Below are 15,350 nucleotides of genomic sequence, written 5' to 3' on the forward strand. Positions count from 1 at the left end.
CAGATGCTCAACTTTTGAAACAATCCCTGGATTAAGGTGAGGCAGAGGTTATTGCATTACATTGTTAGGAGTAATTTTCTGCAACACGATACCTGATGCATATCTTGCCATTTTGCATCTTTATTATATTGAAATACCTAGTAAAACTAATTTATATGGAACCGGATTAGATCACCTCTTCCTAGATGTGTATAAATTAAAAACTCTGGCAAACATTGTTCCAAACGCAAAAAAATCTCAACATCCTGTTTAATATCTTGATTTATACATTGCAATACAAAACTGTTCACTTCTAAGTAAGCTCTACGTCTATTTTCTTTACTTAAACAAAGATATTGCCAGTGTGAACGGTTTGCCAAGTATCCATCTTCATTTAATACGTCCATCCCAAACTTATGAAAAATCTCGGATAATAAGTCATCAAAGTATGAAGTCCTAAGATTATGAGAAATAAAACTTGCCCAATTTTTGTGAACCGATGAATTTAATGCATAAGATAAATTATGTAAGATTCGCTTATAAAGCAGAAATCCTCTATCAATTGAAATTGGCAGAAAAGTAGAGAGAACTGAAAAACTTCCATTCTCAAAAAAAGCTTGAGCAATTGTATTGGAGTTTCCATAAATAGGCGATCCCCAACAACACGACATTATAACGAGAGGTATTTGAGGTAAATTTTTGATAATATCGGATCCAAATAATTTATCATTTCCAATCCAAATGTAACTTCCTTCTTCTTGAGTATCAAAATTTCCATGACTGTCTATTATCAATAGGTGTGGCTTAAATTCGTTTACAAGATTGAATAGTTCATTTTTTGAGCATACATGGACTGCAGTATACTCTAATTCTTCATGATTATCAGTTAAATGTATATTGAATTGAATTGAATTTTGAATTTTTCTAAGATTGGATCCCCATTCAATGCGCCACAAATAACTAGAGTTTTAGATAGTAAATTTTTATTTATTTTGAAGATTTTATTACTATTCAAATTATATTGCGCGAGAATACTTGTTGGGCCAGTTTCAGGGATACGACAATGATCACATAAAAATGATAATGGAACTCCATCGATTAACATCCATTCAAGAGGTAAGTCTGAAATTGAAAAAATACAGTGTATATCTGACCCTATAAAATCTAAATACTGTTTTGGGCAATTTATTGAAATGGCTTTTCCAATCTCATTAATATTCTTGCTTGTGGATAAATTTGAATTTGATTTTTTGTATTGCTCAGGCGACAGTCTGCTCAAGAAAGAATTTAATGTAGCACCTCTAGACGGAGTTCTAATATAAGATGATGAATTAAATGTTGAGTGCAAATATCCAACAAAATCTAAGTATCTAAGATATGCTTGTTTTATAGATAAGGTATGACCTACGGTGTCATCTAGTGTAGTAGATTCTGCTTTGTAAGTATAGTTATCAATTTCTTGCTCCAAAAATCTAAAGCTTTTAAACTTTTGAAGCTTCTTTTTTTCATCACATTTAAAATCTTGAATATATGTTTCTACTATTTTTTTATATTTTGGATTGAAATATGGATAAATAAAAATAAGTGTGTTTTCAGGCAAATTCACTAGCGTTTTTTCTAAATCCAGGAATTCATGTGTTTTAATCCACTCCGAAAGTTTATTCAATGCTAGTGAAGTTTTGATCAGAGAATCGACTCTACCACTAAATGGAATCTCTATATGTTCAATTAAATCTGCACAATCAATTCCGATAAACTGTTTAATATTAGCTATATTTGATCTGCATGGCAAAAATCCCGGTTCTCCTACTAGATCTAAATCTTTCAGTATTTCTTTGACTTTTTCTTTCCTGTCTTTTTGGTGTGACATAAATTTAGTATGGGAAACATTTAATTCTTTCAAGCTAAAGTTAGTGATTTTTCCATAGAAAGTATTTAGATCACCAAAGTATTTGTTACTTAAGTTCTCGGATTTCTTGATCTTGGATTGTATTTCTTTATTGTCACTATATATAAGGAATGACCTAGTTAATGAATTAATTTTATCAAAAATTAAATTGCTTTTGCTGAATAAAAATATTACAATTATTTTCCATTTCTGATTGAATATATTTTCATATTCTTTGCTTGCATAATCATCAAAAATAAGATTAAACTCAATGTTAGAGTATTCACCAGCTTTTATGCTCATAAGATTCCATAAAAGTGGATCGTAAACTTGAATAATACTTTTTGGAAGATCATATATAATGTCAATATATCCTAGAGTTAGATTTTTAGGAATTTCATAGTCGATTGAATCTGGTCTTTCCACTATTACGTAGTAACTAATCTTATGTATCTCTCTCTGCTTTAGAAATGCATTTATAGGTTTTCCATAGCTGGGATCCAACTTTTTTCGCCGTTTTGATTCGCCCATCTTAATAAAGAAGAAGTGATTAATAGATTTTTCCTGAATTTATTATAGTTCAGAAAAATTATATAGTTCAGAAAAATTATAATTTATTTTTATTTTTGCAGAATGATTGCCAATATTTTGATGCTGTCAGATTTTTTCGCGCTGCTACTTACTTATATTGTAAAAATGAATCGCAATAATAACGTAGTTTTCCAATTGATATGAGATATCCCCACAGTGCTTCAATTGCGATGCTTAACACAATACTTTGTTAATCTCCCTTATGATTTCATTCGCTTCATAATCTGCTCTCTCACCTGCTGATTAATCAAATAACCAAACCCGACCTTTTTTAGTCGCTTCACACTCATCCCGCATATTTTTCAACGTAACCGCCATCTCCACGAGATTCTTGTTATCTTTATTCAGTTCTATGGTTTACAGTAAAGATTAAAATTTCTCTTTGTAAATCTAGCAGCCATGATCGGAGCCCGTATTAAACTGGCGCGCAAAAAGGCGGGCCTCTCATTGCGGGGGCTTGCCGAAGCAATAGACAGCAAAGTATCAGCCCAAGCCATCGGTAAATACGAACGCGGCGAAATGACCCCTAGCTCAGAAGTTCTCATCGCCCTGAGCAAAGCACTGGAAGTCTCCATCCCTTACCTCATGGATACCCAAGGCATCAGCCTTACCGCCGTAGACTTTCGCAAAACCGCCAACACCACCGCCAAAGATTGCGCTCGTGTCGAAACCTCCCTGCTGGAATGGGTAGAGCGCTATCTGCAAATCGAAAAATTGCTCGACCTAGATAGCGCCGCCTGGGAGAAACCCATCGATCCGCCTGAGCAGGTTAAAACCGTCGAAGCAGCCGAAAATCTAGCAGAAGCCGTCCGTCAAAAATGGAACTTAGGATTAGACCCAATTCCCAACATGACCGAACTGCTCGAAGAGAAAGGGCTAAAAGTCCTAATTGACGACCTACCCGATCGCGTTTCAGGATTTACCTGCCTAGTCCAGCAAACCAATGAACTCCCAGAACTGCCCGTCGTCGTGATCAATCGGCATAAAACCCTAGAACGGCGGCGGTTAACCCTTGCCCATGAATTAGCCCATCGCGTCATCGATCCTCAACTCCTGTCAGAAAAAGAAGAAGAACGCTTCTCCAATCGTTTTGCAGGTGCCTTTCTAATGCCGCGCGCCCACCTCCAGCGCGAAGTCGGTCAACGCCGAAACGCACTGGGTTATCGAGAACTCATGGATCTCAAACGAATTTACCGAGTGAGCGGTGCCGCCCTACTGGTGCGCCTACGCGACATCGATATCATCTCCGACAGCACCTTAACCTACGCATTCCAGACCTTCGCCTGCGGTTGGCGCACCCAAGAACCCGAAGAAATCGAACCGCCAAACCATCGAGGCGAATACGAAAAAGAACGTCGATTCGAGCGGTTATGCTACCGCGCCCTCGCCGAAAAACTGATTGCAGTCCCCAAAGCAGCAGAATTGCTCAGACAACCCTTCGACATCGTAGAAGCCGGACTCAAAGGGCCTGCCCAAAGCAATGCGGATCGTTGTCAGTAATACCTCATGCAAGCCAGAGGCTGAACATGCTCAGAACCCTGACTCGAAATCAAACAGAGATACAATAGGCAAAGGGATTCATGCCACTTAGACCCTAGCGGCTCTCACCATGCAATCAGCACTCCACATCACAACCAAAGTATTACCTGGCAACCGAGTTGAACTTCAGCTTCCATCCGGTTCAGAAGGCCAAGAAGTGAACGTTTTTATTGTTTTGCCCACCTTGCCGCTTACCCCATCCAATCTTGCCGCTCAACTTGCTCAAATGGCTGCCGACCCAGATATTCAGTCAGAACTGTCCGCCATCGACTCAGAATTTGCGATCGCCCAAATGGATGGATTAGCCCCAGAATGAGTATTCAGCGCGGACAAATCTATTTTGTCAACCTCAATCCAGTCCAAGGACGAGAACAAGCCGGACAAAGACCCGTTTTAGTCTTCTCGATCGATGAAATCAATACCTTGCCGCTGGTTGTTACCGTTATCGTGGGCACCAAAGGAACCAATATTCGCCAAAATTATGCAACTAACGTGCGCGTTTCTCCAGAAGACAGCGGGTTACCACTAGAAACAGTGTTCCTCTGCTTCCAGATTCGTTCTCTAGATCCAAAGCGATTTACTAACGAACCCGTTGGGGTATTGACCGAAGCAAAAATGACAGAAGTTGAAACTGCCGTTCGATACTGTCTGGGATTGTAATCTTTCATGAAAATAACACAAGCAAAAATCTACGCAGGCGAAACCGTTAAAACAGGGAGCGGTAACGTTTTTGCCGATCTTGGGCTTCCCAACCCTGAAGAACGTCTTGCTAAATCTCAGCTTGTGCAACGAATCTCTGAAATCATCAAAGAACGAAAACTAACTCAGGCAAAAGCTGGCGAGATTCTTGGCATCGATCGGGCAAAAGTCTCAAAGCTCATTCGGGGACGACTCTCTGAATTCTCAACTTCAACCCTGATGGAATATTTGACTCGCCTCGATCAGGACGTTGAGATTGTGGTCAGACCAAAGCCCAGCTCCAAAGAAGCGGCCTCTCTACTCGTAATCATTCCCAACGCTTGAGTGTAGCCCTACCAAGTTCAACATAATGTCACCACCTACACTATTCCTTGAGCGTGCGCTGGGCGATCGCCCAAACAAACGCTACATGGGCCTATGATTCTGATGATTCCAGGGAGGTATGGTTCTTAGAGGGCGATCGCCTCTGAGGTTCAATCGATTGGCGAGATTTCTGCACGGCTCAAACTGCGATCGCCCATATAATCGTAAAAGCCCCATCCCGCAGTATTCGGGCTTTTTCAGCTTGAGAGGCTTCCGATGACTTACACCTCCGCCAAAACCCTCACCTTTGAAGAATTTTTAGCTCAATACGGCAACACCCCCCGTTACGAACTCATCGACGGAGAACTGCGAGACAGGTCACACACCGGGCCGCACGAAAGCGTCGCAGGTAACCTCGCTGGCCGGATTTTTATGGAAATTCTCCAAAATCGTCACCCGTGGATCGTTCCCAAAAATTGTTTGATCGAACCGCCCGCAGCAGAAGCGACCGCCCTACGCCCTGATGTAATTGTGCTCGACGAAGAAAAACTGAGCCAAGAACCTTTGTGGCAACAAGAACCGATTATTTGCAACGGCTCCACTGTAAAACTCGTAGTTGAAGTCATCAGCACCAACTGGCAAGACGACTACGCCCGTAAAGTCGAAGAATACGCATTCCTCGGTATCCCGGAATATTGGATTGTAGATTATCGAGCCTTAGGAGGCATCGCATTTATCGGCAAGCCTAAACAACCTACTTTCACCATTTGCCATCTGGATGGCGATGAGTACAGTCGGCACCAATACAACTTAGGCCAGCCCATTTATTCCCCTACCTTTCCGAACCTGCATCTTCGACTAGACGACGTTCTACCGCGATAAATTCCCCGACTGTCAAGCGGTTGAAGTGAAATAGTCTGCAAAGCTCGGGCTGCAAACTCTTGGTGCGTAGCGATCGCCCTTCTAAAGGATTGCCGGAGTAGGCGATCGCGCTAAGCTCGAGCCGATCGCGTTTCAGCCGTGGGAGTGTCAACCAAACCGTCCTGCAACGTAGTCGCGAGTGCTGGGCTGTTCTGCTTCTAAAAAGATTTGCGAGGTAGGACCAAACTCGACCAACTGACCTACGCGGCGCTCATCGACGCTAAAAAATGCGGTGTGCTCGGAAACCCGCGAGGCCTGCTGCATGTTATGAGTCACGATCGCAATCGTCAGCTTGCCTTTGAGGGCGTGGATGAGTTCCTCAATCTTCATCGTGGCGATCGGATCCAGAGCAGAACAAGGTTCGTCCATCAGCAATACTTTGGGATTGACTGCCAGAGCGCGGGCAATGCAAAGTCGCTGCTGCTGACCGCCAGAAAGTTCCAGCCCAGACCGATTCAGACTATCCTTTACCTCATCCCACAATGCCGCGCTGCGCAAAGCAGACTCAACTGCATCGTTCAGGACGGAACGGCTGGGACGGCCGATCGTTCTGATGCCGTAGGCTACGTTGTCGTAGATGCTCATGGCAAAAGGGTTGGGCTGCTGAAAAATCATCCCGACCTGACGGCGAAGCTGGTTTAGATTGGTACCCCGCGCGTAGATATTCTTGCCCTGCAACTCTACTTTGCCCTGAATGCGGAGATTGCTCTCCATCTCGCCGATGCGGTTGAGGGTTTTCAGAAAGGTAGACTTGCCGCACCCAGAAGGACCGATAATAGCCGTCACTTGACCTTGATAGATGTCCATATAGACACCTTCAACCGCCTTATGATGCCCATAAAAACAGCTCAAATTCTGGACATGAATGACTGGCACGAGCGGACGCTCTGCTGCTGCAGGTCCACTGGCGACAGAAACTCGTGCATCAGACGGGAGAGGATTTGGAGAAGACATCATACAATTTACAGAGTTTTCCAACGCTTACGAGTTGCCCACCGAGACAGTAAATTGGTGAGCAAGACAAGGCCCAACAGAATCAACGCTGCCGCCCAAGCTAAGTCTTTTTGCTCGGTGAAGGGAGACGTGGCGTAGTTAAAAATCATCACGGAAAGAGAGGCACTCGGTCCAGACAGGCTCTCTAGCCAGTTTTGGCTGAACAGTGCCGTAAAAATCAGCGGGGCAGTTTCTCCAGAGGCACGGGCGATCGCTAACAAACTGCTCGTCAGAATTCCCGGCAAAGCGCGCGCCAGCACGATCCGCAGTGTCGTGCGGGCAAACCCAGCCCCCAGGGCAGCGGAAGCTAACCGCTGAGCGTTGGGCACCAACTTCAGCGACTCTTCCGTCGCAAGGGCCACCACGGGTAGCATGATAATCGACAAGGCAAAGCCTCCCGCGATGGCCGAAAATCCCTTAAATGGAATCACGATGACTGCATAGGCAAACACCCCCACCACAATCGAAGGAGCGGCACTCAAAATCGTCACGAAAAACCGAACCCCATTGGCAAAAGCAGAGTTTTTGCCGAATTCCGAAAGGTAGATGGCCGTCAAAATCCCCAACGGGATGCTGATGGCAGAGGCGATCGCCACCATCACCCCCGTACCTACGATGGCATTGGCAAATCCATTGGGAACGTCTTTCATCCCAACGGGCGCGGGGAGCTGGGTCAAGACATCCCAGGACAAATGAGGAGTCCCCTTGCTGAGAATGGCCCAGACCATTGCCAGCAGGGGAATCAACGCCAAGATGCTGAGGGCAAACGCAAGGAAGCCCATCCCGAGGTTAAAGAGTTTCTTGGACAATGGCTGGGGAGAGAACAGTTGAGACACAGGCGGGCCTAGAAAGTGAAGGTTTGCAACTTAGGGTTGTGGCGTCAATCAAGTCGAGCGGGCGGAGCGGGTTTAGCGGATAGTGTATGGGATAATCCCGAAGCGCTTCAGCAAAACTTGCCCTCACAAAATTTTGGGTTTAATGCTGGGTTCTTAAGCATTTCGGTTCATGAATCGAACCATAAACACCGCCAGAGAATTGACCGCAAACGTGACCAAAAAAAGTACGAGCGCCAAATACATCAGCGCGCCAATGTGAAGCGTTTCCGTCGCTTCGGAAAACTGATTGGCCAGCAGAGACGGGATGGTGGTACCGGGGCTGAGCAAAGAAATATCGATGGCGCTCACGTTCCCAATCACCATTGCTACGGCCATGGTTTCGCCTAAAGCTCGACCTAGGGCAAGACTGGCTCCGCCAAAAATGCCAGGGGCTGCAGATGGCAGGACAATATAGATAATACTTTCCCATTGGGAAGCGCCGAGGGCAAAGGCTCCGTTGCGCAGATCGGAAGAAAGGGCCAGAAACACTTCCCGACCGATCGCGGCAATCGTCGGCAAAATCATGATGGCCAGGACAACGCCTGCAATTAACAAGCTAGGCCCAAAGGGTTCGGTGCCGAATACCGGAAGCCACTTAAAATTACTGTATAAAAACGCTTGCACTGGCAACAGCACCGGAATCAACACCGTTACGCCCCACAGTCCCACAATGACGCTGGGAATTGCGGCGATGAGTTCTACCAAAAAGGCAATGGGAGCCTGCACCCATTTGGGCAAGACTGCTTCGCTGGTGACGATCGCCACGGCTACCCCAACGGGCAGGGCCAAAAAAAGGGCGATCGCCGAGCTGACGAGGGTGCCGTACAGGTAGGGCAACGCCCCAAAAATAGATTCGTTAACGTCCCAATCCTGCTGCCAGAGGAAGGGTAAACCAAACTTTGCGATGGCAGGAGACGCATCGCGGAACAGCAGGATAACCACGCAAAACGGAACGGCAGCCGCGATCGATGCGGCCACGAACGCGATCGCCTGAAACCCGCGATCGCCGATCTCGCCCATTAAAGCCTGAAAAGGACTGAGCGGTACGACGGGGAATTCGCTCAAGGACTGAAGAGGGGGGTCGGTTAGAGAAGACGAGCCTGATGCATTTGCCATTGGTACGGGAATTGCAAAACTAATTCAATTAGGGAGTCTTAAAGTCATAGGTTGGGCTCGCCGTTTAGCGAACCCAACCTATAGAGAAACGATGGCGATCGCGAAAGCGGGCAAAAATGCACCGAGTTCGAGAGCGCAAGCAACTACTGCGCCTTAACGTTCGCTTCTAATTGCTGCAATACCCGAGTTCTGACGCTTGGGGGAATTGGAACGTAGTCGAGGGTTGGATTGATCTTTTGTCCGTCGTTGAGAACCCATCGCACCCAATCCTTAATGGCGGGTAGCTTCTCGGCATCGTATTTTTTGTAGACCAGCATCCAGGTCAATCCTGCAATGGGGTAGCCTGCAGCGGGATTCCCTTCAAATACGCGGAAGTTAGCGGGAAATTTAATATTGCTAAGGGCTTCTTGGGTGGTTTCCAAGGAGGGCATTACAAACTCCCCTTTCTTATTTTGGATCGCCGCCATTTGCATGTTGTTCTGCTTGGCAAACGCATACTCAACATAGCCGATGGAGTTAGGCGTTTGCTTGACGCTTTCCGCAACGCCAGGATTACCTTTGCCTTGGATAGGTTTTCCGCCCCACTTCGGAGCGCTACTGACGCCTACTTTCCCCTTAAAGAAGGGACTCATGGCGCTCAGTGCATTGGTGGTAATAAAGGTGGTACCGCTGGAATCGGCACGAACCACAAGGCGGATAGTTCGATCCGGCAAGCTCATGCCAGGGTTTGTCTTGGCGATCGCCGGGTCGTTCCACTGGGTGATTTTGCCGCCAAAGATTTCGCCTAGTGCGGACTGAGAAAGCTTGAGGCCCGGTGCGATTCCGTTATAGACAATCGCAACAGCGCCACCTGCCGTGGGCACCATCAATACGCCGCGATTTTGATGCAGTTTATCGATTTGCTCGTCAGTGATGGCAGAATCGCTACCGGCAAAGTCAACGGAACCAGCCTGCATCTGCTTGATGCCGCCACCGCTGCCAATCCCTTGGTAGTTGACGGTCACGCCTGGATTTTTGCTCTTGAACTCGCGAATGTAGCGCTCGTAGAGGGGAGCCGGAAAGGTTGCACCAGCACCGTTGAGGGTGACGGCTTGGGCGATCGCCGCAAACAAAGGAGTAACCGAAACTGCAAATGTTACAACAGAAGCAGTAAAAGCACGACGAACAACTGTGGAGTTAAGACCCATCACACTCTCCCAATTAAATGATAGTCAAAAATGTTGGTTTGGATACCCCACAATCATTCATATAGAAAAATAGTTAACCTTAGATAAAGAAACAAATAAGCTCGGTTTAAGGTCAGCTTAACTTACAGTATTTTTAACCTTTAGATTTTAGAGTGAAGGTACGATCTGCTAGGCGCTCTGAAGTAGTAAAAGCTTGGTATAGTGATTTTCAATAAAACTTCAAAATTTCCGATGTGAGATTTTTGTTAAATCATTGAATTTGAATGAAGTTAAAATGTCAAGGAATATCCAGACAGCGGTTTAGGTCAAGTTAGTTTCTTTCTTGTTGTCTTGTTTGAATGAATTATGGCTCGCACGCTGTCTCTTCCAAAATTTCTAAATTTCAAAAGAATCGAGCTCCCACCGTCCCTGCGTCCTTTTATGAAGCCTATGGTGCTGGCTTCTTTAGGACTCCATGCTGCAGTTTTGCTGATGCCAATCCCTGCACCGCCTGAAAAGGTAGCTTCTCCTCAGCCCAAAACCGTTAAATTAAGCGCGCTACCCCCTCTTAAAACGCCTAAGAAGCTCATTAGACCTCGTCCGATTCGAAAGCGGTCCGTGGCAGTTATTCCTCAAAAAGGTCTAGTTGTACCTAACTTACTCAAAAAAACGGCAGCGGCAGCACCGAATGGAAAAACATCTAAGAATTTACAACCCGAGAAACCCTCCGCCAGACCTGAAAAACCTGCACCAGATGTAGATAACAGCGATCCAATTCAAGACTTTCCTCACTACCCCAATGCCGTCTCAGGCTGTCTGAATGTTGAGTCCTGCTTCGATACGCAGCAGACCTTAGCTGCGGTGACTCAATTTTTTGAGAAACAGCTTCCTCTCAAGAAATATTCCATTAAACCTGCCGTCTCTGAAGAAAGTCGAAAGGTCTATCAAGTCGAGAAAAAAGGAGCTACTCAGTTTCTCAATATTTTTTGGACCGGAGATAGTGCAATTTACGCGCTCGCGCCGACGGCAATCACGTTGGCAGACCTGCAAAATGCCGTGCAAATTCCGTCTGACTTTACTCAAACGATCTTGGGTCAACTTCCGGGCGGGGGCGAAGCAAATGAAGCAACCATTTCGCCAGAGCAGTTGGCCAGTCCTGAGGCTTTTTACACTGAATTAGGCGGTCAGGATGCTCAAGGATTCGATATCTCGCCGACGCCAAATCCAGAAATCGAATCGCTAAAGCTAGTGCCAGGCCAGACCCCTGACCAGCTTTTTTCGGGGTATTTCAGTACAAGCTTACAAACCTCTGATTACCAACCTAGTCCGATTGCAGAAGGTTACGGGGGCGGGTTGCTTTATGAAATCAAGAAGGCATCGCTGAAGCCCTTTTACCTGAGTTTGGTACCGACCAAATCTGGTAGCGGCACGATCGTAGCCGTATGGCGGAGCAATCCAGCCGGAAATTGAAGCCGTTCTCTGTTCCAGCTTTCGTGCAGAATGGAAATGCACTCTTGAGCCGTCGGCATGACTCAACCTCCGCCAATGTCCGAGTCCTCGACCCAATCCGCTGCGATCGCTGAGGACCGACCCTTGCGCCGCCGCATTGCATCTCGCATCGCTGAATCGCCCCAACAGCGAGTCACCTTTGCAGCGTTTATGGACTGGGCGCTCTACGAGCCAGCGCTCGGTTACTACGCCGCTCAACGCCAAAAAATAGGCGCGGGGGGAGATTTTGTCACGTCCCCTCATCTGGGTGCAGATTTTGGAGAGTTGCTGGCAGAACAATTTCTAGATTTGTGGCTTTCTTTGGGACGACCCATTCCGTTTCACGTTGTGGAAATGGGTGCGGGACAAGGGCTCATTGCCGCCGACGTGCTGAACTATTTGCGCGAAAGCTCCCGCCAGTCGCCCGCATCAGACTGCGCCGCTTTCTGGGAAGCATTGCAGTACGTCATCATTGAAAAAGCAACCGCCTTTATTGCCGAACAGCGGTACAGCCTCAAGTCCTTTGAAGCAGACCGAAAACTCACCTGGAAAACCTGGCCAGAAATTCCCGACCGGAGCATTACGGGCTGCTTTTTTTCTAACGAGCTAGTGGATGCTTTTCCGGTCCATCGGATCGAGATTCAGGCAGGGCAAGTGCGGGAGATTTATGTCGCGATTGCCGATCCCGCTTCAGACTCCATTCGATTTGCCGAAGTCGTCGCTCCACCTTCGACACCAGCACTTCAAAAGTACCTAGAAATGCTCGATCTCGATCTCGCGTCTTACCCCAACGGCTACCGCAGCGAAATCAACCTAGCCGCCTTGGACTGGCTCAAAACCGTTGCGCAGAAGCTCGCCTGCGGATACATCCTCACCATCGACTACGGCTATACCGCCGCCCAATATTACAGTCCCCAGCGCAGCCAAGGGACGCTCCAGTGCTACTACCAACAGGCGCACCACGAAGATCCCTATTGGGCCGTCGGACAGCAAGACATCACCGCCCACGTCAACTTCACTGCCCTAGAACGGCAGGGCGAAAACCTGGGACTTCAAAACATTGCTCGCGTGCAGCAGGGTTTATTTTTGATGGCCTTGGGCCTGGGCGATCGCCTCGATCGCAACGCTGCTTCAGCCGTCAACTTCATGGAAATTCTGCGCCGGCGGGAAGCCCTCCACGCCCTCGCAAATCCACTGGGGCTGGGCGGTTTTGGCGTCTTGCTCCAGGGGACTGCCAAAACGCCTTGCCTCGATCGATACGCCTTCAAAGGTTTTAAGAAATTTTAAGCACTTGCGCTCAGGCAGCTTCCAGGCATTCCGAACCGGATAGATCTTTCCAAGCCTCGGCCACAATTTCGCTGAGCCATTGACGCGTCATCTGGTCCAACTCGGGATCTTCTTCTAAGACAAGGTCGGTCAAATCTTCCAAAGATTGACCTCGGGCGTAGGCGCTGCTGACGAGTCCGGCGATCGTCGCGGCAATCAACTCTTCAGTAATAGAGCCCTGGCTACCGTTCGAGGGCTCCAAAGCGCTAGGATGATCCATAACCCCCCTAGGTGTGTAAACTTTGCGTCAAGTTCTTTTTAGAACTGCACCCGGCAGTTTAACCTATTTTTAACGCTTTCTCCTCACTGCGGCCAAAATGCAAGAAATTTTTTACACTGAAGTCCCCACACCCGATACGAACAGCGTTAAAGTTTGGCTCCAACGAGATTTCCAACCCGCGTTTGGGGCAAAAGCGATCGCGTCAGAAGGTTGCCGCGTGAGGCTTTCGCCGGAAGTGGAATGGTCGATCTTTGTTTGGTCTGTCCAGCGTACCACTTACCTCAAAATTTTTCGATGGAGCAAGTCATCGCCTCTTAACGAGCAAAAGTTTCTCAAACAGCTTCGCAAAGATCTCGAACGAGCTTTTCCCGTCCGGTATCCGACCCCGCCCCCCATCGATCTCACCCAAACCTCTATCTTTGAAGGTTTAGAACAGCAATACCCGCTCACCGTTCGATATTTTCGGCAAATGCCCAAGGGCGAAGCCGACCTCGCGCGGGTTTATTGGTGGGAACAGCGTTGGCGCAATAGCGTGAAAGCCCCCCAGCAGGCTCCTCAAGTCATTTTTCAGGGAGATGCAGCAAACGCAGACGATCTGCCAACTTACGATCTGATTTATCTCGGCGGTGCTCTCGGCGTCATTCACGCTGCGGTTATGGCGCAGTTGGGCTATCGCGTACTGCTGATCGAGAGACTTCCCTTTGGACGCATGCACCGAGAATGGAATATCTCCCGCGGGGAATTCCAGAATTTAATCGACCTGGGACTGTTTACTGCCGCTGAGTTTGAGGGCTTGATTGCCCGCGAGTATGCGGACGGATTCCATAAGTTTTTTGATGCCAATAACCCGCCTCAGGCTAAGGCTGCGGTTTTACATACGCCCACGGTCCTCAACATTGCCGTCAATTCAGCCAAACTCCTGCAAGTCTGCGGCGAAAAACTCCGTAAAGCTGGAGGCGAAATTTGGGACTATACAGAGTTCTCCCGCGCGGACGTACAGCCACACCAAGTGAAGGTCCAAGGCACCCATTTACCCTCTCAAACCCTCAAAGAGGCGGCAGGAAAAATCTTAATTGACGCCATGGGGACTGCTTCGCCCATTGCCTGGCAGTTAAATGGCGAACGGGCCTTTGATAGCGTTTGCCCGACGGTAGGAGCGGTCCTGTCCGGCATCGATCCGGCGGTATGGGATTCCTCCTATGGGGATGTCCTCAACAGCCACGGTGATATCTCGCGAGGACGGCAATTGATTTGGGAATTGTTTCCCGGCCCTGGTAGCGAACTGACGTTTTACCTGTTTCACTACCACCAGGTGCATCCTGAAAATCCAGGGTCGCTCTTGGAAATGTACGAGGACTTCTTTACCATTCTGCCGGAGTATCGTCGCTGCGATCTCGATAAACTGACTTGGATTAAACCCACCTTTGGCTATATCCCCGGTCACTTCAGCGCCAACGATCGCGATCGCACCGTGGCTTTCGATCGCCTAGTCGCGATCGGGGATGCGGCCTCCATGCAGTCGCCGCTAGTATTTACGGGCTTCGGGTCGATGGTCCGCAATCTGCCGCGCCTCACCGATCTCCTGGACACCGCCCTGCGCAATAACCTTTTCAAGGCCCAAGACCTCAATCAAATCCGCGCTTACCAGAGCAACATTGCCGTCACCTGGCTGTTTTCGCGGGGGATGATGGTGCCCACGGGACGGCAGATTCCGCCCCAGCGCGTAAATTCTATGCTGAATACGTTTTTTGGCATCTTGGCCGGAGAAACCCCAGAAATCGCAGATGGGTTTGTCAAAGATCGCTTTGGCTGGCTGCCGTTTAACCGCATGGCCATCAAGGCCGCCTTTACGAATCCGGCCCTGCTGTACTGGATCTGGGATTTGGTCGGCCCGGCGGATATGCTGCGGTGGCTCCAAAGCTACTGGAGCTTCACCGTAGCAGCGTTTGTCAATGCCTTCCTCAAAAGCTGGTTTCCCGCCTTTGTTCGGCGGCTTCAACCCTATCTGGAACCGCGTTATCCCAGGCTGTGGCTATGGCTGCTGGCCCTGAGCTACAGCGTCACCTATTCCATGGGGAAAGCGCGAATCGAGCGATCGCTTCCCCATCTCCCCAAACCCTCGCCTGTGCCAGCCAAAGCCTTATGACACAGTAGAATCCATCTCAATCTAAGGATCGTGGATTAAATTAACCTAGCGATTGAAATCGCGGCTACAAGAACAAAACCCGCCTGCGCGGGTTGAAATC

15 protein-coding genes are annotated in these 15,350 nt (G+C 48.0%); 8 read left to right on the plus strand and 7 right to left on the minus strand.

Annotated elements, in window-relative coordinates; translation table 11 throughout:
* Nucleotides 1-146: 146 nt before the first annotated feature.
* Together R6H26_RS21530 and R6H26_RS21535 are read right to left on the minus strand one after the other, a co-directional pair.
* Nucleotides 147-935: a CHAT domain-containing protein gene (locus R6H26_RS21530; RefSeq protein ID WP_404785422.1), complete on the minus strand. Its 789-nt coding sequence runs from the start codon at nt 933-935 to the stop codon at nt 147-149.
* Nucleotides 866-2,398 carry a hypothetical protein gene (locus tag R6H26_RS21535; RefSeq protein WP_404785424.1) on the minus strand — a complete coding sequence of 511 codons (1,533 nt, stop codon included), beginning with the start codon at nt 2,396-2,398 and terminating at the stop codon, nt 866-868. The genes R6H26_RS21530 and R6H26_RS21535 overlap by 70 nt, the downstream gene beginning before the upstream one ends.
* A 459-nt stretch (nt 2,399-2,857) precedes the next feature.
* Here R6H26_RS21535 and R6H26_RS21540 point away from each other — a divergent pair, with 459 nt between their 5' ends.
* The 5 genes from R6H26_RS21540 (at nt 2,858) to R6H26_RS21560 (ending at nt 5,881) form a co-directional block, all read left to right on the plus strand.
* Nucleotides 2,858-3,958 (plus strand): helix-turn-helix domain-containing protein, encoded by a 1,101-nt coding sequence (locus tag R6H26_RS21540; RefSeq protein ID WP_404785426.1) that lies wholly within the window; start codon nt 2,858-2,860, stop codon nt 3,956-3,958.
* A gap of 109 nt (nt 3,959-4,067) precedes the next feature.
* Nucleotides 4,068-4,313, plus strand: coding sequence for a hypothetical protein (locus tag R6H26_RS21545; RefSeq protein WP_404785428.1), 246 nt, complete (start codon nt 4,068-4,070; stop codon nt 4,311-4,313).
* A complete protein-coding gene (locus R6H26_RS21550; RefSeq protein ID WP_404785430.1) occupies nt 4,310-4,657 on the plus strand; it encodes a type II toxin-antitoxin system PemK/MazF family toxin in 348 nt (115 codons plus the stop codon). Before R6H26_RS21545 ends, R6H26_RS21550 begins: the two co-directional genes overlap by 4 nt.
* 6 nt (nt 4,658-4,663) lie before the next feature.
* The gene (locus R6H26_RS21555) at nt 4,664-5,020 is read left to right on the plus strand and encodes a helix-turn-helix domain-containing protein (protein WP_404785431.1); all 357 of its coding nucleotides are present in this window, start codon (nt 4,664-4,666) and stop codon (nt 5,018-5,020) included.
* A gap of 255 nt (nt 5,021-5,275) precedes the next feature.
* The gene (locus R6H26_RS21560) at nt 5,276-5,881 is read left to right on the plus strand and encodes a Uma2 family endonuclease (protein WP_404785433.1); all 606 of its coding nucleotides are present in this window, start codon (nt 5,276-5,278) and stop codon (nt 5,879-5,881) included.
* Nucleotides 5,882-6,028: 147 nt separating this feature from the next.
* Here R6H26_RS21560 and pstB read toward each other — a convergent pair whose 3' ends face one another.
* From pstB to pstS, 4 genes are all read right to left on the minus strand, one after another.
* On the minus strand, nt 6,029-6,874 hold the full coding sequence (pstB, locus tag R6H26_RS21565) for a phosphate ABC transporter ATP-binding protein PstB (protein ID WP_404791402.1): 846 nt from the start codon (nt 6,872-6,874) through the stop codon (nt 6,029-6,031).
* 8 nt (nt 6,875-6,882) lie between these two features.
* Nucleotides 6,883-7,749 carry a phosphate ABC transporter permease PstA gene (gene pstA / locus R6H26_RS21570; RefSeq protein WP_404785434.1) on the minus strand — a complete coding sequence of 289 codons (867 nt, stop codon included), beginning with the start codon at nt 7,747-7,749 and terminating at the stop codon, nt 6,883-6,885.
* A gap of 153 nt (nt 7,750-7,902) precedes the next feature.
* Entirely contained in the window at nt 7,903-8,904 is a 1,002-nt protein-coding gene (gene pstC / locus R6H26_RS21575) for a phosphate ABC transporter permease subunit PstC (protein ID WP_404785436.1), read from the minus strand.
* Nucleotides 8,905-9,047: 143 nt separating this feature from the next.
* Nucleotides 9,048-10,091, minus strand: coding sequence for a phosphate ABC transporter substrate-binding protein PstS (gene pstS / locus R6H26_RS21580; protein ID WP_404785438.1), 1,044 nt, complete (start codon nt 10,089-10,091; stop codon nt 9,048-9,050).
* Nucleotides 10,092-10,511: 420 nt separating this feature from the next.
* Here pstS and R6H26_RS21585 point away from each other — a divergent pair, with 420 nt between their 5' ends.
* Together R6H26_RS21585 and R6H26_RS21590 are read left to right on the plus strand one after the other, a co-directional pair.
* Nucleotides 10,512-11,540: a hypothetical protein gene (locus R6H26_RS21585; protein ID WP_404785440.1), complete on the plus strand. Its 1,029-nt coding sequence runs from the start codon at nt 10,512-10,514 to the stop codon at nt 11,538-11,540.
* Between the two features lie 57 nt (nt 11,541-11,597).
* Nucleotides 11,598-12,845, plus strand: a complete 1,248-nt coding sequence (locus R6H26_RS21590; RefSeq protein WP_404785441.1) for a class I SAM-dependent methyltransferase — start codon at nt 11,598-11,600, stop codon at nt 12,843-12,845.
* A 10-nt stretch (nt 12,846-12,855) separates the two neighbouring features.
* On the opposite strand, the gene R6H26_RS21595 is transcribed toward R6H26_RS21590, so the two are convergent.
* Nucleotides 12,856-13,104: a hypothetical protein gene (locus tag R6H26_RS21595; protein ID WP_404785443.1), complete on the minus strand. Its 249-nt coding sequence runs from the start codon at nt 13,102-13,104 to the stop codon at nt 12,856-12,858.
* A 97-nt stretch (nt 13,105-13,201) separates the two neighbouring features.
* On the opposite strand from R6H26_RS21595, the gene R6H26_RS21600 reads away from it, so the two are divergent.
* Nucleotides 13,202-15,250 (plus strand): NAD(P)/FAD-dependent oxidoreductase, encoded by a 2,049-nt coding sequence (locus tag R6H26_RS21600; RefSeq protein ID WP_404785445.1) that lies wholly within the window; start codon nt 13,202-13,204, stop codon nt 15,248-15,250.
* Nucleotides 15,251-15,350: the final 100 nt, after the last annotated feature.

The organism is Altericista sp. CCNU0014, from assembly GCF_044923475.1.
Classification (GTDB): domain Bacteria; phylum Cyanobacteriota; class Cyanobacteriia; order Thermosynechococcales; family Thermosynechococcaceae; genus JAAURS01.